The 18,997-nt window shown below is 59.6% G+C and carries 19 protein-coding genes and 2 pseudogenes; 16 read left to right on the forward strand and 5 right to left on the reverse strand.

From position 1 onward, the window contains the following. Nucleotides 1-6 precede the first annotated feature (6 nt). Nucleotides 7-1,056 (forward strand): DNA cytosine methyltransferase, encoded by a 1,050-nt coding sequence (locus HUU94_RS03345; RefSeq protein ID WP_302480177.1) that lies wholly within the window; start codon nt 7-9, stop codon nt 1,054-1,056. After that, entirely contained in the window at nt 1,053-2,453 is a 1,401-nt protein-coding gene (locus tag HUU94_RS03350; RefSeq protein ID WP_174273699.1) for a restriction endonuclease, read from the forward strand. Before HUU94_RS03345 ends, HUU94_RS03350 begins: the two co-directional genes overlap by 4 nt. A gap of 11 nt (nt 2,454-2,464) precedes the next feature. Here HUU94_RS03350 and HUU94_RS03355 read toward each other — a convergent pair whose 3' ends face one another. Continuing rightward, nucleotides 2,465-3,016 carry a hypothetical protein gene (locus tag HUU94_RS03355; protein ID WP_174273700.1) on the reverse strand — a complete coding sequence of 184 codons (552 nt, stop codon included), beginning with the start codon at nt 3,014-3,016 and terminating at the stop codon, nt 2,465-2,467. Nucleotides 3,017-3,115: 99 nt separating this feature from the next. Further along, nucleotides 3,116-3,514 (reverse strand): annotated as a pseudogene (locus HUU94_RS12935) (hypothetical protein); the annotation flags it as partial. A gap of 472 nt (nt 3,515-3,986) precedes the next feature. On the opposite strand from HUU94_RS12935, the gene HUU94_RS03365 reads away from it, so the two are divergent. The 4 genes from HUU94_RS03365 to HUU94_RS03380 all read left to right on the forward strand — a co-directional run bounded on the left by HUU94_RS03365 (nt 3,987) and on the right by HUU94_RS03380 (nt 5,631). Next, nucleotides 3,987-4,424: a hypothetical protein gene (locus HUU94_RS03365; RefSeq protein ID WP_174273702.1), complete on the forward strand. Its 438-nt coding sequence runs from the start codon at nt 3,987-3,989 to the stop codon at nt 4,422-4,424. A 1-nt stretch (nt 4,425) separates the two neighbouring features. Next, nucleotides 4,426-4,590, forward strand: a complete 165-nt coding sequence (locus HUU94_RS03370) for a hypothetical protein (protein WP_174273703.1) — start codon at nt 4,426-4,428, stop codon at nt 4,588-4,590. Between the two features lie 119 nt (nt 4,591-4,709). Continuing rightward, nucleotides 4,710-5,099: a hypothetical protein gene (locus HUU94_RS03375; protein WP_174273704.1), complete on the forward strand. Its 390-nt coding sequence runs from the start codon at nt 4,710-4,712 to the stop codon at nt 5,097-5,099. A gap of 139 nt (nt 5,100-5,238) precedes the next feature. Next, complete coding sequence (locus tag HUU94_RS03380) at nt 5,239-5,631, forward strand: hypothetical protein (RefSeq protein ID WP_174273705.1); 393 nt, start codon at nt 5,239-5,241, stop codon at nt 5,629-5,631. Between the two features lie 255 nt (nt 5,632-5,886). On the opposite strand, the gene HUU94_RS03385 is transcribed toward HUU94_RS03380, so the two are convergent. Next, nucleotides 5,887-6,297, reverse strand: coding sequence for a LysR family transcriptional regulator (locus HUU94_RS03385; RefSeq protein WP_174273706.1), 411 nt, complete (start codon nt 6,295-6,297; stop codon nt 5,887-5,889). Nucleotides 6,298-6,807: 510 nt separating this feature from the next. Here HUU94_RS03385 and HUU94_RS03390 point away from each other — a divergent pair. From HUU94_RS03390 to HUU94_RS03405, 4 genes are all read left to right on the forward strand, one after another. Next, nucleotides 6,808-8,316 (forward strand): AAA family ATPase, encoded by a 1,509-nt coding sequence (locus HUU94_RS03390; protein WP_174273707.1) that lies wholly within the window; start codon nt 6,808-6,810, stop codon nt 8,314-8,316. 174 nt (nt 8,317-8,490) lie between these two features. Next, nucleotides 8,491-8,898, forward strand: coding sequence for a hypothetical protein (locus HUU94_RS03395; RefSeq protein WP_174273708.1), 408 nt, complete (start codon nt 8,491-8,493; stop codon nt 8,896-8,898). A 209-nt stretch (nt 8,899-9,107) separates the two neighbouring features. After that, complete coding sequence (locus HUU94_RS03400; protein ID WP_174273709.1) at nt 9,108-10,274, forward strand: tyrosine-type recombinase/integrase; 1,167 nt, start codon at nt 9,108-9,110, stop codon at nt 10,272-10,274. 49 nt (nt 10,275-10,323) lie between these two features. After that, nucleotides 10,324-10,617 carry a hypothetical protein gene (locus HUU94_RS03405; RefSeq protein WP_174273710.1) on the forward strand — a complete coding sequence of 98 codons (294 nt, stop codon included), beginning with the start codon at nt 10,324-10,326 and terminating at the stop codon, nt 10,615-10,617. Between the two features lie 98 nt (nt 10,618-10,715). Here HUU94_RS03405 and HUU94_RS03410 read toward each other — a convergent pair whose 3' ends face one another. Further along, nucleotides 10,716-11,942 (reverse strand): phage tail tape measure protein, encoded by a 1,227-nt coding sequence (locus HUU94_RS03410; protein ID WP_174273711.1) that lies wholly within the window; start codon nt 11,940-11,942, stop codon nt 10,716-10,718. Between the two features lie 81 nt (nt 11,943-12,023). On the opposite strand from HUU94_RS03410, the gene HUU94_RS03415 reads away from it, so the two are divergent. From HUU94_RS03415 to tgt, 3 genes and pseudogenes are all read left to right on the forward strand, one after another. Beyond that, nucleotides 12,024-13,820, forward strand: a complete 1,797-nt coding sequence (locus HUU94_RS03415) for a DUF4209 domain-containing protein (RefSeq protein ID WP_174273712.1) — start codon at nt 12,024-12,026, stop codon at nt 13,818-13,820. Between the two features lie 226 nt (nt 13,821-14,046). Further along, nucleotides 14,047-14,181, forward strand: a pseudogene (locus HUU94_RS03420) (S-adenosylmethionine:tRNA ribosyltransferase-isomerase); the annotation flags it as partial. Nucleotides 14,182-14,232: 51 nt separating this feature from the next. Continuing rightward, nucleotides 14,233-15,366, forward strand: coding sequence for a tRNA guanosine(34) transglycosylase Tgt (tgt, locus tag HUU94_RS03425; RefSeq protein ID WP_174273713.1), 1,134 nt, complete (start codon nt 14,233-14,235; stop codon nt 15,364-15,366). A gap of 118 nt (nt 15,367-15,484) precedes the next feature. Here the strand turns inward: tgt and HUU94_RS03430 are convergent, their stop codons facing one another. Then, a complete protein-coding gene (locus HUU94_RS03430) occupies nt 15,485-15,778 on the reverse strand; it encodes a plasmid stabilization protein (protein WP_174273714.1) in 294 nt (97 codons plus the stop codon). 124 nt (nt 15,779-15,902) lie between these two features. On the opposite strand from HUU94_RS03430, the gene HUU94_RS03435 reads away from it, so the two are divergent. From HUU94_RS03435 to HUU94_RS03445, 3 genes are all read left to right on the forward strand, one after another. After that, on the forward strand, nt 15,903-16,517 hold the full coding sequence (locus HUU94_RS03435; protein ID WP_174273715.1) for a LysE family translocator: 615 nt from the start codon (nt 15,903-15,905) through the stop codon (nt 16,515-16,517). Nucleotides 16,518-16,587: 70 nt separating this feature from the next. After that, nucleotides 16,588-18,426: a translational GTPase TypA gene (gene typA / locus HUU94_RS03440; RefSeq protein WP_174273716.1), complete on the forward strand. Its 1,839-nt coding sequence runs from the start codon at nt 16,588-16,590 to the stop codon at nt 18,424-18,426. Next, the coding region (locus tag HUU94_RS03445) for a DUF72 domain-containing protein (RefSeq protein WP_174273717.1) at nt 18,426-18,997 on the forward strand (572 nt) is incomplete at its 3' end. The genes typA and HUU94_RS03445, both read left to right, overlap by 1 nt.

Below are 18,997 nucleotides of genomic sequence, written 5' to 3' on the forward strand. Positions count from 1 at the left end.
GGGCGTGTGCGAAGCATAAGCCTGTTTAGCGGTTGCGGCGGCCTTGATTTGGGACTGCATGAGGCTGGATTCCGAACTGCGCTTGCCAGCGATTTCGAGGCTTTGTGCAGCGAGACGTGGCGGCGCAATATGCCTAAAACTCCTTTCCTTGTCGGCGGGATCGGCACGATTGATCGTAATGATGTTGCCGAGGCTCTCGGCGGGACAATCGGAGAGATCGATCTCGTTGCAGGCGGCCCTCCTTGTCCTCCGTTTTCAAAAAGCCGCTTCTACCGCAAGGAAATGCCTCGTGCGCTCGATGACCCTAGCGGTTGGGAGACGATCAACGGTTATCTCAATATGCTTGATTGGGTACGCCCTCGGGCGTTTATCCTAGAGAATGTGAAGGGCTTAGCCTACAAAGTCCATGCGGACGCACTTGAAACGATTATTAGCCGCGCGGAGGGGTTAGGCTATAAAGTCACAACAGGCGTTTTGAACTCTGCTGATTACGGGGTACCGCAGATTCGTGAACGCTGTTTTGTAATTGGTTCGTTAGAAGCGCGCGTTGAACTTCCGAAACCGACACATTCTAATCAGCCGGATTCTATTTTGTTACCATGGGCTACTGCGGGTGAGGTCCTGGCCGACCTAGACACTGAACAGAATGCTGGCGACTTGGGCCATTTCGCCGGTGGCCAACACCACGACTTGCTTCGTCAGGTACCGCCGGGAGATAACTACCTATATTTTACAGAAAAGCGCGGCCATCCCGAGCCTAAGTTCAAGTGGCGCGGGCGGTACTGGTCGTTCTTACTAAAACTTAGTCCGGATATGCCATCGTGGACTATCCAGGCGCGGCGCTCCAACAACATGGGGCCATTCCATTGGCGCAATCGTATCTTGAGGATCAGCGAAATTAAGCGGTTGCAGACATTTCCCGACAACTTCGATCTTTCCGGCACTATTGAGCGGCAATGGCGTCAAATCGGCAATGCCGTTCCACCTGTTCTGGCGGCGGCGGTGGGGCGCAGCGTTGCCGAGGCGCTAGGGACGCCGTTACGCAAAGCTGCATGAGACGCCTTCCATCTTTCAACGATTTCTCGCCGGGCATTATCAAAGATGTTCGACGTCCGCTCGAGATACTCGAACGTTTGGCACCAGACATGTCAGCAATTGTCGCTGAATGGGATGGTGCGTTCTTTGCGAGCGCCGGCAACAAGCGCGCCAGCACGAACATTCCCGCTACGCTAAACAGTCTTGGCCTGATGACCCGCCAACCACTTGCTCTCACCGACGTGGGTAAAGCTATTCTCGCCGCACCAGATGCTACGGAAGCCGCACAACGGATGATCAGTCACATCGTCGCCACGGGCAACGGCATGGCTATCGTCGATGCGGTGCGCTCGCTTAATCGTCGGGGAGAAGACCTAACCAAGGCAAGTCTGAAGCGTGAGCTAGAGGTCGGCGGCATACAGGGGTTGTCGAACGCGACGACTGATCACACGACGTTACTTAATTGGATGGTGTTAGCAGGGCTTTTCACCAAAGACGGGCGGGGCAATCCAGAACCTGTAGACGCGGTGATGAAGGCGGTCCTCGGCATTTCGGATTCTGAGCGGTCTGGCTTTGCCGAGTTGCCGCTGAATCAGCAGATCTTTATCCGAGTGCTGCGCCGGCTTGCTGAGACCAATGGCGGAACGGAAACCCCAGCTAAGCAAGTAATTGACGAGTGTTTACGAGAACATCGCGCACGGTTCGATGAGGATCAGATCCGATCGAAAATCATCAATCCTCTTATCGACGCCGGCTGGGTCGAGGTGCCGGCTGGTCCCAGCGTCACCGGCCGAGGCGGTAAAAGCGGGGTGATCATACCATCAGCTAAGTTGATGGGCATTCCGATCACTTCTGTGCTGCCCGACTTCGATCAAATTATCCCGTCCGACCTTCGCGCCAAAATCGACCTCCCCCGCGCTGAAGTGCAGCAGCTGCTAGAAAGCAGAGACACTTATGAAAGAGGCCTGGGCCTCGAATTGCTCGCGCTTAAAATGATCCTTGATATCGGACTTGAACCAAGGGCGTTTCGTTTGCGAAGCCGCGACACGGCTCACGCCGAGGTTGATTTGACCGCTGAGGGCAAAAACCTGCTATTTTCGCGCTGGAATTTTCAATGCAAGTGCATAACCAACCGGGTCAGCTTAGGTGATGTGGCTAAGGAAGTCGGCCTTGCCATTTACTCGAAAGCGCATGTTGTCGCCGTCGTTACTACGAGCGACTTCTCTAGCGAAGCCATTGCATACGTTCGCGAGATTACGCAGGCGACGCATCTACAGTTTTTGCTTATAAACGGTGTGATTGTTAAAGGCTATCTCGACAAGGGAGCTAGCGTTTTATTGGATTATGTTGCCGCCAACGCTGCTCGTGTCATGGCGCAAAAGCGCAATCAATCAATTGCTCCCGAGGACGGTAGTTAGTTTCCGTATTATTAAAAGATCAAGCTCAACCAGTTGAGAGTTGCCTCAACAATCTGCGCAGCTATTTTGCCCACTTCATGATGATATAAAGCTCCACCGCCTGCGACAGTGGTTATGACTGCGCCGACTGCACGTTTCCTGATTTCGTCTTTGGCGACATCTTTGACCTTTAGAGCCTCACTCTGGACGGATCGCCAAACCTTGGCAACTCGCTCGATCACGGTGACGCGGTCCACTATCTCACGAGGTCGAGGCTCGTCCCGCTCCATTTCCTCGCCCATCCCGCGCACGGCATCGGCAATCTCAGCGATGCTCGGATCAGTCAGAGCCTCCTCCGGTGGGGGGCGATTGTGTCCCATCATTCCCGGTTGTTGGCGTATCTGATCAATTTCACGCTCTAGCGTCGCCAGCCTTTCCAGGATGACGCGCCTCTCTACCATTTCCGCCTCATCGCCAAAGACTGCCTTGCGGCCGCCGATGGCAATTTCGGCGTATCGCGCCAATTCCGGCAGCCGGTCTTCGCGGTCGCGCCGAAGTGTCTCGCGGAGAGCCTCGACAGTCATTTGCGCCTCAGCCGGGCTATGAAGTCGCGCTCGATGATTCACATATTCCGCGAGAACATCGGACCTTACGGCCACCACTATTTCACTGTTGCTCTTTGTACGCGCCGCGATCCCGGACGCTTCTGACGACTCAAGGGCGGACCGACTAATCTGTAGGGAAGGCGAAGACCCCAAAGCACCGAGATGGCGATCGATATCAAAGCAGGCGAAAGCATGGAATTCTTGGCTCCAACCAAGGATTATGGTCTGCGCGCCGATCGCCCGATCGAAAGATTTTATCCCGGTCGCCTGAATGCGAAGTTCGTCTCTGGAGCGAGTTTTTCCTCCGTGGGTCAGATTCCAAACATAAGCACGGACAGCCAGGCGCTTATGTCCTCGCGCGATACTGAGCTCAATGGGGTGGACCCCGATCTCGGAAAGCAACTCAACTGACCACCCCGCATCTTTGAAGGATGCGGTGATGCGCTGAAGCAGGTCGCTTTTCGTCGGTCGTGCCATCTGATCGACTTACCTTCTTATCAATCCGCCAGCCAGTATCTCCTTTAAACTGTTGGGCAGCGAGGCAGAAACACCACCTTATATGAGGGTCTCAAACCCTTCCCACGCAAACGGGTATTGCGAACACCGTCCGGCCTGACCATGATCCGCCGGCCTTCCGTGAAAGCCGGAAGGTGGGGCGTCGAAACCTCAATCGATGAACTCGGTCCACGGAACTTGATTCCGAGGCCGGGTGGCATGCGCGTATGTCCAGCCGGCGACGGTAAAGGCGCATGCGCCTGTTCATCGATCAGGTTTCGAACATCCGGCTTCGGCCGTCGCCCCGAGAGGAACATAGGGGCGGCACGAGGTTGAGCCGAAGGTCGCTCCGCAAGTGGGGGCGACATCAATGACAGCAACGATCTGACACGTCAGCGCAACCGCGTTCTGACGCGATTTCGCATGCCTTCAATCATCAACAGGGGAACAGTTTATGAAGCGAACCATCTTTTCCGAAAAATACGATTACCTGCTTGCAGTGGCAGCGCTCGCGCTGACGTTCTGGGCCTTTTACGACATGAAAGCTGCTGTGGGCGGCGGAGTAATCTTGATAGCCGTCGCCAACTTACAACCGATTCAGCGTCTGGGAATTTCCCGCAACACGGCCACCCTTCTGGGGGTGTCGTTACTCCTCATCCTATCGATCAGTCTCAAGCTCATCGACCAAACAGGATATTGTTACGCATTCTTTGGCCCGCAACGGCAAGGAATTGATTTCATCAACATCCAGATGCCGTGCTTTGCTAACAACGACTTCTATTCTGATGTTGATCAACCGGGCGGCATGGGCTTCGTCCGCGATATTGGGCTCCCGCTAGGCGGGCTGGCACTAGGCCTGATTATGCTCAGCAACTCACGCAAGGAGCTTTGATATGACCAAGAAGCTCCGATCCATCGTCGCAGCGCTGCTCATTCTGCTGACAGCGTTACCGCCAATCATACATCTTACACTCGGCGATGCCATTAAAGCAAAACAGAATCGAGACGCTGTTCAGTCAATAAAGGAACTAGAAAGATTGTCAGACTCTATGCATTGATCACGTCAATCTAAGCCTACACGACTTTAAGTGCTTCGCTGTAGGGCGATCGCGCTCACTACTAACCAAAGCCAAGCCCTCGGCCTCACCGCCGGGGGCTTTTTATATTGGAGAAAACTATGTACATCATTGCCAGCCCGAGTGCGTTTAGCAGCGCGCTCGATCCTCCAACCGCTCCTGCCATCCGATCGCTATTGCGCCTCCGCATTGATCTGGCGGAGGAAGCTTGGTTCTACATCGTCGAGCCCGGTGATGGCCTTCCAGAAGTGGAGCAGACACTCGGCTTTCCGCTGTTGGTCAACTTGACCGGCGACGGCCCCGCTCCATCATGGGAATGGTCAATGGACCACGGCGGCTGCATCGAAGTCGCGTTCATTCTTTCCGATGACTTTGCTCACATCTTGGTAGTGCTGACCAGCAGCGAAATCGATCCTGCTCTGCTCGCGCTAGTGCGCGTCGGAGCCATTATCGCACCAACATCCACCGAGGCTGCAACACCTAAGGGCTAAGTTGTCCATCGTCGTTCCTGGCCGCCGCAGTCTCGAACGAAAAGCCAAATAAAGCCAACAAACCTGCCGCCACAACGCGGCTCCCAGTTCGCAAGGCCCTCGCCTTCGCGGGCTATTTTTATGCCTGGAGCATATCCACATGAAGACTATCTACGATCGCGCCTCAATAGCGCACACGCTCACGCTCGACCTCAACCCCGACCTCCGCGCAATCCTCAAACGCCGCTTCGCCTCCCTGCACACACGCTGGGGAGATTTAAGCGATCACACCGAGTTCGTGATCGTCGAGCAGGGTGATCGCGAAGCCGACATCATTGATGCCATCGGCATGTCGCCGCTTCTCGATCCCGATGGAGGCCGCTTTGGTAACAAAGGATTCCATCCCTTTTGGGATCACCTCGATTACGAAGACGGCCACTGGGTGATGATCGTCAGCTTCGGCTCGGCTTTCGCGTATATCTTGATCATCCCCAACGCAGACGGCGTGATACCAGAGCTTCAGTGCCTATGCCGAATGTTCGCAGAGGCATGAAGATCATAGGCATCTTCATCGTCGCTTGCGTCGTGATTGCGGCGGCATAAGCCATTGCCGTCGCATTGTACCTCGCCGTCCTTCTCAGCATCATCGTGGGCTTGTTCACCAAACCACGAGAGGTATTTGGCTTACTCGCGATATGTACGGTCATCGGTATGGTTCAGGCTCAGCCGGCGGTCAGCCTTGGCGTCGCCGCGTTGGCAATAATCGCTCGCACAATTCAACGGCAATAGCCCTACACGTCTCCATCAATCAATCTATCTGATAGTAGGTTTCGCCCGTGACTTTGTTCGTGACTTCCCGGCCTAAGGGCTGATCAAGGGGCACACCTTTCAATTCCATGATGCGCTCGAAGTTGGTTTTTTCGCGAGCTTCGTACAGCGAGCGAACTAACAGCTCAGCAGTAGGGCGAAACCGGTGCCCGTAGGGCGTCAGCCTGTAAGTCGGCCTCTTCGTGAAAAGCGTTCTGCCGAGCCATGCTTCTAGGCTCCGTATGCGTCCCCGCAGCGTCGAATCATCAATCGCAAGCCTGTCAGCAGCAGTCTTCGTCGCTCCGGTTCGAATGATTGCCAAAAACGTTTCAAATTGGGCGAGGCTGACCGTGGTCGGGGTGGGGGACTCATCCGCTTCATTTGGTTCGGCCGACTTTTTGCTGACTCCCACGTGCAACTCCCAGCCTCGGATTAATTCTGAATTAGTCGCACAAACGAATCGCGAAATCGAGAGTCTACCGTGGCGCAGGAGTGCGACCGGGGAATTTCCCCGGAAGCTCTAAGTGGGCCGTGGGGGAAGAACGCTCTCCAGAACGCATTGTCGAATTGGATCGAGAAAGTATCATGCACAGCAGACAGAGCGATAACACTCTGCGAATCGATTAAGACAGGACAAACATGAAAGACGATCAGAAACGTCAAAGTTTTGGAGATTTCGATATTCCGGATAACTCACCTCTCCAATACCGGAAACAACTCAAACGACTTAGGGATGTGTTGCGGATGGCCAACAAGGTGATCGCGGAACATGATCGCAAGGCGCGTGCTTCATCTTAGCTTTACAGCGCTGCAGCGCGTCACGGTGTTCATGCGAAGCTCGCACCGAAACGGTGCGGCGCTGCCATCCAAGAAAAGCTCGGCTGCCCGCTGGCTTACCAACTTCAACTGAAAGGCATCGTTGATGCTAACCTCCTTTTCAGCAATTTCGGCTGTACCTGAACCTCCACAATCGTCTGCGAAGATCGCGGTCAGCAGCCTGTTCCTCGACCCGCCTCCCGTAGACCCGCTTGTCGAGTTTGGCCTTATACCAACCGGCGAGGGCGAATATCTGCTCCCTCCCTCTGTCATCATGCTTCAGGCGAACGGCGAGCACACGCACGCCGCATTGATTGAAATGCTCAAAACGATGGGCGTCCCGTCGCACTTTGCCCTCGTGAAAGGTGACCGCCGCCTGGCACTCTACAGATTGGACAATCCTGCGCTAATCAGTCCGCTCAGGCGCGCTGTGCCAGACGGGGTCGATCTCATCAGCGAAGGTGAGAAGGTCGATCTCAGTGGCGTCGATCTCAGCGAAGGTCTCGCGAAAAACGTCGCTGAGCTTTCGGTGCTCGCTGCCGCCCACGTCAATCAGCTGACAACCTCGGCACCTGAACCGGCCGCGAGCAGTAATGCGCTTGTTCCGTTCAGCCTGCGCGGACAGGCAGATAAGTTCAAGCGGCTCGCGATCGAGGCGAAACCTCTCCTTGGCGACGTATGCCTCAAGGGGCAGGTAACAATCTGGTATGCCGGTCCCGGCATAGGGAAAACGCTGCTTGCGTTGAGCCTCGTCGTCGATGCCGTGCGGGAGGGGCGGATTGCTGCCGGCAATGTGTTCTTTGTGAACGCCGACGACAACGGTTCCGGCTTTGCCACAAAGCTTCAGATCATGGACGACCTCGGCGCACACACCCTTTCGCCGGGCTTCCGAAACCTGCGAAACAGCGTGCTTATAGCGCTACTCCACAAGCTGGCGGACGATGACGACGCGCGGGGTGTTTTGGTCATCGTCGACACGATCAAGAAATTCGGAAGCCTCATGGATAAGAAGGAATCAAGCGCCATCGCCCAAGCGTTTCGACAGGTTGCCATGAGGGGTGGCAGCGTACTTGGCCTCGCGCATACCACCAAGAACGCTAACGCCGATGGGACCGCGCGTTACGCCGGAACTTCCGATCTCGTTGATGATGCCGATGCCGTTTACACTATCAGCAAGCTGTCCACCTCGACCGAAGAAAAAGAGAAGGTGGTCGAGTTCCGGCGGGTCAAAGCCCGTGGCGACTCCGCCGAAAGGGCGGCCTACGCCTATGCTGGCGAGACCGGCGTACCGTACGACGAACTGCTGGCATCGGTCCGCCTCATCGATCCGCAACAGATCGACGAATTCAAGCGAGTCGAAGAACAGCGATCGGACGCCGATCTCATCACGGTCGCGTCTGCCTGCATCACAGAGGGCATCAATACTAAGATGATCCTCGCCAAAGAGATCGCGTCCAGGACCGGGATCAGCGGCCGGGAGGGCGGCCGACTGATCGATCGCTACACCGGCGATGATCCGCTGCAACATCGCTGGCAGTTCAAACGCGGCGGGCGAGGAGCGTTCATTTACGAGCTGCTTCCATTGTTGCCGCCGGGCGATCTCGCGCCCACCTAACAGCATCACAGCAGCGTTTCAGATTTTTGCCGTCGCGCAGCCGCGCCCGGCCGCAACGCTGAACCTTCCCGCAAATCTGCCGCGCTGCACTGAGCGAGTGCCCGCGCACCGTGCTCTGAGTCTCAAAACCGAGGTTCGGAAAACGACTTCCCTTGCCATTTTTAGGAGACCGATATGTCCAACATTAAGACCGCCACCGAAATGCTAGCACAGCGCCGCACTTACAAAGCGCTCATCGAACGGGGCAGAGCCTTCATGCGCGACCGACAAGCGATCGTCGCCGATGAAGATTGCCTGCTCATCATGATTATGGCGTGCATCGCCGAAGGCGCTCGGACGCGAGACGATATCGTCCGGAATGTCCCTCGATTTGTGGGCTTCGGCTATGCAGAGGTCGCCTCCGTCTTGGACCGCTTTTCGGGTCCGACGATCAACGACGGGTATTGGTACCGCGATGATAACAAGGCTTATCATCTCCAGCTCCCGGTAGTCCGTATAGAGCCGCCTGTTGATTTACGGACGGGCCCCATACTGCGGAAACGAAAGCCTTCAACGGTCGCCGATCTCGATCAGCCATACTGATTTAATTGCGGGGTAACGCCCCGCTGTAGCCCCGCTGGGAACGCCAACCGGCTCTCCCCGGCTCCCCCTGAACGCGCCGGAAACTGCCCAACCTCGCCCGCCTGCGGACCGAGGAGAGCCGACCCGCGCCCGTGCATCAGCCGACCATCGCCGCCGCTCGGCGCGCTCCTGCGTGCCCAACCGCCCCTCAATTGCTCAAGGAAACAGAAATGCCAGTCATAAAAATCACCAACACCGCAATCTTGATCGCGACCTGCCCGCCCGACAAACGCAAGATCACGCTGTTCGACGAGGCTCTGACGGGCTTCATGTGCGAGATCGCCCACAACCGCAAAACATACGCGGTTCGATACACCGACGATCGCAGCAAGCAGATTCAGTATAAGATCGGGGATGCGTCGGTATTGACGGCCGACCAAGCCCGTAGGGTGGCCTTGAGGGTCAAGGCGCAAGCCTTAACTGGTGAAAGCCCCCAAGCGAAGCGCAAGGTCATCCGGCAGGTGCCGACCCTGGCAGAATTCGCTCCGCGCTATCTGGACCACGCCCGCGAGAACAAGCGCTCGTCAGATATCGATGAGCGATATCTACGCCTTCACCTGCTTCCGCGCTTCGGCAAGCAGCATCTCGATAAGCTCAACCAGACCGAGATCATGGAATGGCTGAACGGGAAGGTGAAGGATGGCTATGCACAGGCGACCGTAAATCGCTGGCAGGTGATCCTGTCGTGCATGATGCGGCTCGCCGGGGACTGGGGTGTGCCGGGGGCGGAGCGCAATCCTTTGAAGGGCGCGAAGCTCAAGGATCCCGACAACAGGAAGGAACGGTTCCTTACGCAGGAGGAGGTCAGGCGGCTCAAGGTCGCGGTCGAGCAAAGTCCCAACGCGAAGTTGGGCCAGATCGTCGCCTTGCTCCTGCTTACAGGGTGCCGGAAACGGGAAATCCTGGATGCCAAGTGGGATCAGGTCGACTTCGAGAACAAGAGCCTAAAGATCCTGAAGGGTAAAACCGGCGCTCGGCATGTGCCGCTCGGGGATGAGGCGTTGGCGGTCTTCCGTTCAATTCCTCGTCTTGATCGGTGCCCATACATCGTGGCGAACCCCAAAACGAAGGTACCGTTCACCTCGATCTTCACGAGCTGGGATCAGGCGCGGCATCGAGCAGGCCTTGGCGACGTCCGCTTACATGACCTGCGCCACACTCTGGCAAGTCACCTTGCCCAATCTGGTCATTCGCTCTGGGTCATCGCGAACGTGCTGGGCCATGCCCAGACACGGACCACCGAGAGGTACGCTCACCTCTCAACCGAGACACTTCGCAACGCGGTGAACACGGCCGTCAAGGCGAGCGGCACGACTTGGACGCTTCCCACCATCTAACCGAAACCCGGCCTGCGCTTCGGCGCAGCCGGTAATCATTGGACACACCATGACTACACCGGATGATTCCACTAACTGGACGCCTGATCAGAACGCCGAATTCTTTCGAGGTCTGCGGGCACTCAAGCGGGCCAGCGGCTCAAATAAGCACGAGCAAGCGACCAATCTGATTCATGCGCTACTCGATGCGCGCATCAACACCCGGCGTCGTATTGTCGGCGCGTTGCGCGAACTCGAATTCAACCACCAGCATGTCGTCATTACGTTGAAGGCAGGATTACGAGCTGGCAATTGGTCGTGCGATGACGACGGCTATTACCGTTCCAGCTCATCCCCGCCGTAACCAAACCTGATCCCATCCGCGAAGCTCGCGGGTGGGATATTCCTATTATGTTTACGGCGCCGGGTGGCGTCATATCGAAGGAATTGTTGGGCGTGCAGTTAATACCAGAGAGGCGATTTGAACCCATGGTCATCGTCGTCGCCAAACAGCCGGGTTTCTTCGAAGCGCCTATGCAAGCCGGACGCCGATAGCGCCTCTTCCCTCACGTTAAGCTCGATCTGCGCCCGAGAGAGGAACTCCGACACCCTCGTCGATGCCCCGTCCTTCTTGATGTCCTTTAAGCCCGCCAGCATCCGCCGCAGACGATCAAGATTTGCGAGGTCCACCAATACGCTGTCCAGCCCTTCGCGCCGCCGCTGGGCGATGTGTTTCGCCCTGAGCGGTTGCTCCCGGCGGCGCTTCTCTTCCAGCCGGATACACTCGGCCTGGTCACGGCGTTCGCGCGCATCGCGTTTGGCGACAGCAAGCACTGCTAACGCAACCGAGATATCCTCGGCCATCTTATCCAGGCGCTGTATCTTTGCATCGCGGAACGTGCTGCGCGGACCCTGTCTGCCCTCTATATGCGCGGTTTCCATCTCAAGGCTGAGCTGGCCAGTGCAAATATAATCCCACTCGGCAAAGAACGGCCTGCTCGAGTAATCTAGGTTCCACGTTCGTCGTTTCGCTTCGCGTTCGACCTTGGCGTCCCGAGCGTCCTGCAGTTTCTGCTCTTGGGCCGTCAGTTCATGCTTCACGCGCTTGACGGTTTCAGTCACCCGAAGGTGGATCGTCTCACCATCGCCCGCGAATTGGACGCCCCGCTCACCATCTTTAAGTTGGAAGCCCTGAACCTCCGCCGCTGCGGCTAGGCGCGAGAGAAACAGTTTGAGCCGATCCAACGCCGCCTTGCTGACTTCGCAGCTGATGAGGCTAGGCCCCGAAACCGTCGAGAGACCATTGTATGCCACATCCGCCTGGCGAAGCGCAGTGATGGTGCGATCGATTATAGGAAACGAGCGCGAGACACTGGAATCTTGGCTGCTGGCCCGAATGCGTGCTTGCTGTCGGGCATCGGCGAGCGAACCGCCTTCTTTGCTGAGGTCGAGCGTCGTGATGACGATCCGATCCGCACTGTTGGCGGGCGCAGAAGGAAGGGGCGTTTGCTTTACCGGCTTTCCAGCCTGCATCTTTGTCCACCAGCCTAATGGCGGGGTCGGAATACCATGTTTGCGGCAAATCTTGTGAACCGCGACATCGGAGAGGGCAAATTCCTTCGCGACGTGCGTGATCGGCTTCGACCAGACCAATTCGTATAGCGACTGCCGGGTAAATTCGCGCGCCATAACTCTCTCCCGCTGCTTTGCGCTGGCCCGCCGGCTCAGCGTATGTGTTGGCATGCATTCGTCGGGAGCCCATGGGAAACTATGGCTCTGATAATCCCCACGGCGATCGCACAAATACTCGCTGATTTTGACCAACGCTCGACTCCATTCGATCGCGTTGAGGTGTTAACCGCTCTACAAGCCGCGAGGCAGTCTTTGGGCGCTCTGTCTGACGACCAGCAAAAGGGAGCGTGGGCAGAGATTTTAGCGTTCGCGCTTGTCAATTGCGATCCGCGCGACAGTCCTTGGTCAACCCATTTTGGACCAATAGCGTCTGGTGAATATGCGGATGGAACGGCATTTTATAGCCCAGATATATCCCAAGCGGACGCTGAGATTCTTGAACATTGGTGCAGCCGATCGCAGTCATTGACGCATCCCGCACTTCGCGCTCGATATGCCGACCTTTGCTGGGATCTTAGCAAGACGATTGCGGGCATTAACGGCGTCTTCTCGGACGTGAAGCTCGCTATAGATAGTTACATAGAGGCGGCCAGCACGGTCGCAGCTGCCAACCTTCATCAAGGTTTCGAGGACGGTGCCAGGGCGCTGCAGCTAGCAATTCAAATCAACGATAGCGTTCGGATTCCGGCTGCAAAACAGGCGGTGCTTGCGTTGCACTTCCGAGCAATGAGCGAAGGCACTCTATGGTGGCAGGCGTACGATATTCTCGTCCAGCAGAGAAAAGCAGGCCTATCGGATTCCGAAAGATCGTCGCTTGTATGTGACCTTGAATCGATGCTCGTGCATCATTCAAACGCGGCCGATCCAAATGCCTTCGATCCGCATTTCGTAAAAATGACGGCGGACCGTCTATCCAAGCATTACGAGCGAACGGGACAAGTCCAAGACGCCGGTCGCTGCCACGCTACGGTAGCCCGTGCCGCCGAACACCATGCAAGCCTCGGCAACGCCTTACTGGCATCTGCCGTCCTGCAGAGTAGCATGGAAGCATATCGCAAGGCCGGCATGTCCGAAGAGGTCGAACGGATACGTCGCGAAATGGCGGTGAAAAGCCGCCAAGCACAATCCGAAATGACGGCGATTCAAGAGGAGTTCACCGTCACATTTGATAAAGTGGAGGAGTTTCTCTCAGGTGTTATTAAGCCGTCCGCCGATGCAACGTTGCAAGCCATAGCCGTCGGCTTTTTGCTGAAGCGCGCGCCGCTCGAAGCCTTAATCGAAGAGGGCAAACGGGAGGCACCGCTTTATTCAATGATCACCCAATCGATTTTCGACGGCGATCATGTGGTGGCGACAGTTGGCTCAGCAGAGGACGACCCGAATGGGCACCTACTTCGTCGAGCAGTCCGCAAAGTCATGTTCGACACACCGTTCCTAGGTTGGGCTATGAAACGTGCGATTGAGGTACACCGCCTCAAGGCCTTAGAGTTTGCCCGGTTTGCCAACCGCGCCGGACTGTTTGGCGACGGACTTTTACTGCAGGATGGACTTGAGGCCTATTTTGATGGCGATTTCGTCAAGGCTGTGCATGTTCTCGTTCCTCAGATCGAGCGCGGCTTCCGCAACCTTATCGAAGTTGCCGGCGGGGCCTCAACCAAACCGCATCCTAGGTTCTCGACGGCACAGGTAGTCATCACGATGGGCGACATCATGCATGACAAGATTCTCACCACCAAATTTGGGACGGTCGGTGAAGGTATCTCACTGCAAATCGCTACACTCTACGCGGATTCCCGCGCACGCAATGTTCGGAACGACCTTGCCCATGGCATTCTCGACCGACAGGATATGACGCAAGAATTGACCCATTGGCTCATTCATTCAGCATTACTGCTCGGTAGCCTAGCCAACCGTTCCCCGGAGCAAGCCACCTAACGGAGTCACCCGTTGAGCGGTGACAAGTCAGAGCTTAGTCGGCTCTCGAAAGCAATTTGCGGTGGCGGGGAGTAGGTCACCGTAACGCGATTCGTCCTACCAAAGTGCTTTTCGCTCGATAGCGGCGTACCTAGAGGCTTCGTTGAGATTGGGTCGTTCATGGGAAGGCAAAAAGATTGCCTGAGAAACTCCATAAGTCGTTTGATCTAAATCAGAAAGTCGTTGGCCTCCGCTAAATCTGTTCATGCTGGTCTCGGCGCTGATGGGGCTGGATCGGATGCAGGCGGCCTACGCCCACGCGATCGCCGAGGGCTATCGCTTCTACAGCTACGGCGATGCGAGCCTGCTGTTGCCTAGCTGAAGACGCTGATACTCGACACGTGGCGCGGTGGGCGGCATGCGCTCGGCTGCCATGCCCGCCCCCCGCTTCGCCTTTTCGATCCACGCCACCGACGGTGCCGCGCGCACCGGCGCGATCGCGATGCGGCGCGGCGCGATCCGCACACCCGCGTTCATGCCGGTCGGCACCGCGGGCACGGTCAAGGCGATGCGCCCCGCCGAGGTTCGCACGACGGGCGCCGACATTCTCCTCGGCAACACCTATCACCTGATGCTCCGCCCCGGCGCGGAGCGCGTCGCGCGGCTGGGGGGTTTGCACGGCTTCATGGGCTGGGACCGTCCGATCCTCACCGACAGCGGCGGCTATCAGGTGATGAGCCTCTCCGCGCTGACCAAGCGCAGCGAGGAAGGCGTCGCCTTCAAGAGCCACCTCGACGGCTCGGCGCACCTGCTCAGCCCCGAGCGCTCGATCGAGATCCAGCGGCTGCTCGGCGCGGACATCGTCATGGCGTTCGACGAACTCGTCCCCACCACCGCGACCCGCGATATCCAGGCCGAGGCGATGGCGCGATCGATGCGCTGGGCGAAGCGTTCGCGCGCCGCGTTCGACGGCGGCGGCGCGCATGCGGAGTGCGCCGCGCTGTTCGGCATCCAGCAGGGCGCGCTCGATCGCGAACTGCGCAAGGCCTCGGCGGACGCGCTGCTCGACATCGGCTTCGATGGCTATGCGGTCGGCGGCCTCGCGGTCGGCGAGGGGCAGGAGGCGATGTTCGCCTGCCTCGATTACGCGCCCGCCCAGCTCGATCCGGCCAGGCCCCGCTACCTGATGGGCGTCGGCAAGCCCGACGATATCGTCGGCGCGGTCGAGCGCGGGATAGACATGTTCGATTGCGTGCTGCCGACGCGCTCGGGCCGCAACGGCCAGGCCTTTACCTGGGACGGCCCGCTCAACCTCCGCAACGCCGCGCATGCCGAGGATGTGGCGCCGATCGATCCGGATTCGCCGATCGCCGGCTGGAGCCGCGCCTACCTCCACCACCTCACCAAGTCAGGCGAAATGCTCGGCGCGATGCTGCTCACCGAACACAACCTCTGGTTCTACCAGCAGCTCATGGCCGCGTTGCGCGACGCGATCGCGGAGCGGCGGCTGGCAAGCTGGGCCGATGATTTCCGCAGACGCTACGGAGCGCGGCGCCCCTCGCCCTAAAGGCTGTCCTATCCAAGTTAACCGTCACCCCGGACTTGATCCGGGGTCCCGCTTCTTCTTCAGCGTCGGCAGGCAGCGGGACCCCGGAACCAGTCCGGGGTGACGATACGGGAAGGGCTCACTCCCCTGCCTTCTTCCGCCGTGTATCCCACCCCTTCCTCGCCGCCGCCGACCGCGCCTCCGGCGACCCCGCCTTGTGCGCCTCACCGCCCCGGCTCGACGAGACATGCGTATCCGCCTTGCCGCGCCCGGAGCCGGATTTGTTGCCGCCGCCGCTCTCCTTGTTCACCGTCGCCCAGGCGCGCGCCTCCGCCGCCGCCTTGGGCACGCCGCGCTGCTCATAGCCCTGCTCGATATGTTCGGCCTTGCGCTTCTGCTTGTCGGTGTAGGCGCCTTTGTCACCACGCGGCATGATCGCTCTCCTGATCTCCACGGCCGCAACGCCCGCCGCTTCGGCGGGTTTCGATTCCGGCGCCGGGCGCCTCCAAATCGCCCCACTCACCGGGCAGAGGGCGCGCTTCGCCGAGGGGAGAGTCATGACCGCGGGAAGTTGGTGGCTCTATGCGGTGACGGTGTTCCTGGTGTCGGCGACGCCCGGCCCGAACATGTTGCACGTCATGACCCGCTCGATCGAGCATGGCGCGCGCAGCCTCTGGGCGATGGCCGGATGTCTGACGGCGGTGCTGCTCGCCCTGCTCGCGTCGGCGGCGGGGCTGGCTTCGCTGCTGGCCGCCTTCCCGCGGCTGTTCGATGCGCTGCGCTATGCCGGCGTCGCCTATCTCGTCTGGCTGGGGATCGCGAGCTGGCGCGCCGGCGACGGTCCGCGCGATCCCGCAGGCGTCGACACCGCGAAGGGCGTGTCCGCCGGCCGTCTCTATCGCGATGCCTTGCTGACCGGCCTCTCCAACCCCAAGCTCATCGTCTTCGCCGGCGCGCTGTTCCCGCAGTTCATCGCGCCGCAGCTTCCGCAGCTCCTGCTGCTCGTCACCACCTTCGCGGTGATCGAATCCGGCTGGTATGCGGCCTATGCCCTTGGGGGCCGGCGGCTCGCGCGCCATCTGACGCGGCCGGGCCGGCAGCGCCTGTTCAACCGCGCGACCGGCGCCCTGTTCGTCGCGTTCGGCGCCGGCCTGCTCGCGGCGCGCGCCTGACTGCTTGTTGCGTTGCCGCAATTCGGCTAAGGGCGCGGCACTTCTGAAGCTTCTGATCCGAAAGACCACCATGCGCCTCCGCAACGTGGCCATCATCGCGCACGTCGATCATGGCAAGACCACCCTGGTCGACCAGCTCTTCCGCCAGTCGGGCACCTTCCGCGACAATCAGCGCGTCGAGGAGCGCGCGATGGATTCGAACGATCTCGAGAAGGAGCGCGGGATCACCATCCTCGCCAAGCCGACCTCGGTCGAATGGACGCCTGCGGGCGAGAGCGACCCTATCCGCATCAACATCGTCGATACGCCGGGCCACGCCGATTTCGGCGGCGAGGTCGAGCGCATCCTCTCGATGGTCGATGGCGTGATCCTGCTTGTCGATTCGTCCGAGGGCGCGATGCCGCAGACCAAGTTCGTCACGGGCAAGGCGCTGGCGCTCGGCCTGCGCCCGATCGTCGTCGTCAACAAGATCGACCGGCCCGACGAGCGCATCCAGGAAGTGCTCGACGAAGTGTTCGATCTGTTCGTCAGCCTAGAGGCGACCGACGAACAGCTCGATTTCCCCGTGCTCTACGCCTCGGGCCGCAACGGCTATGCCAACGAGGATCCGGCCCTGCGCGAAGGCACGCTGGCGCCGATGTTCGAGAAGATCATCGAGCATGTTCCCCCGCCCTCGGCCGATCCCGATGGCCCGTTCAAATTCCTCGTCACTTTGCTCGACCGCGACAATTTCCTCGGCCGCATCCTCACCGGCCTCGTCTTCTCGGGCTCGGTCAAGACCAACATGCCGATCCACGCGCTCGATAACGACGGCAATGTCGTCGAGACCGGCCGCGCATCGAAGATCATGACCTTCCGCGGGCTCGAGCGCGTGCCGACCGACGAGGCGCAGGCGGGCGACATCATCTCGATCGCCGGCCTCACCGTCGCGACCGTCGCCAACACGATCGCCGATCCCAGCGTGACCGAGCCGCTCCATGCGCAGCCGATCGATCCGCCGACGCTGTCGATGCGCTTCGCGGTCAACGATTCGCCGATGGCGGGGCGCGAGGGCACCAAGGTCACCAGCCGCATGATCCGCGATCGCCTCACCCGCGAGGGCGAGAGCAATGTCGCGATCCGCGTCACCGAGAGTGACGACAAGGACAGTTTCGAGGTCGCCGGGCGCGGCGAGCTCCAGCTCGGCGTGCTGATCGAGACGATGCGCCGCGAGGGCTTCGAGCTCAGCATCAGCCGCCCCCGCGTGCTGTTCCACGAAGGCGAGAATGGCCGCGAGGAGCCTTACGAGACCGTCGTGATCGACGTCGACGAGGAATATTCGGGCACGGTCGTCGAGAAGATGGCCAATCGCAAGGGCGAGATGACCGATATGCGGCCGTCGGGCGGCGGCAAGACGCGCATCACCTTCTCCGCCCCCTCGCGCGGGCTGATCGGCTATCACGGCGAATTCCTGTCCGATACGCGCGGCACGGGCATCATGAACCGGCTGTTCGAGAAATATGGTCCCTACAAGGGCAGGATCGAAGGCCGGAAGAACGGCGTCCTGATCTCCAACGGCGCGGGCGAGGCCAACGCTTATGCGCTGGGCCCGCTCGAGGAGCGCGGCATATTGATGGTCGCGCCGCAGGAGCTGCTCTACGAGGGCATGATCGTCGGCGAGAATGCCAAGACCGACGATCTCGAAGTCAATCCGATGAAGGCCAAGCAGCTCACCAACTTCCGCGCGTCGGGCGGCAAGGACGACGCCATCCGCCTCACCCCGCCGCGCCGGCTGACGCTGGAGCAGGCGATCGCTTATATCGACGATGACGAGCTGGTCGAGGTCACGCCCAAATCGATCCGCCTGCGCAAGCGCTACCTCGATCCGCACGAGCGCAAGCGCGCCAGCCGGGCCAAGCAGGCGGCCTGATGGCGCGGACGGGGACGGCCGGCTGGTCGATCCCCGCCGCGTTGGCCGATCGCTTTCCGGCGGACGGCAGCCACCTCGAACGCTACGCCCGGCGGCTGAACGCGGTCGAGATCAACAGCAGCTTCTATCGCCCGCACCGCCGCGCCACCTATGCGCGCTGGGCGGCGAGCGTGCCGCCCGGCTTCCGCTTCGCGGTCAAGCTGCCCAAGGCGATCAGCCATGAGCGCCGGCTGGAGGATTGCGCCGAGCTGCTCGCGCGCTTCGCCGAAGAGGTCGACGGCTTGGGCGAAAAGCGCGGCCCCCTGCTCCTGCAACTGCCGCCGAGCTTCGCCTTCGCGCCGATAACGGCGGAGCGTTTCTTCGTGCTCGCGGCCGGGTGCCTCGGCGGCGCGATGGTCTGCGAGCCGCGCCACCCGAGCTGGTTCACCGCCGAAGCCGATGCGCTTCTCGCCGGCCACCGGATCGCGCGCGTCGCCGCCGATCCCGCACTCGTCCCGGCCGCCGCCGATCCGGGCGGCTGGCGCGGCCTCACCTACCGCCGCCTCCACGGCAGCCCGCGAATCTACTGGTC

It is taken from the genome of Sphingomonas bacterium (genome assembly GCF_903644055.1).
Taxonomy (GTDB): domain Bacteria; phylum Pseudomonadota; class Alphaproteobacteria; order Sphingomonadales; family Sphingomonadaceae; genus Sphingomonas_I.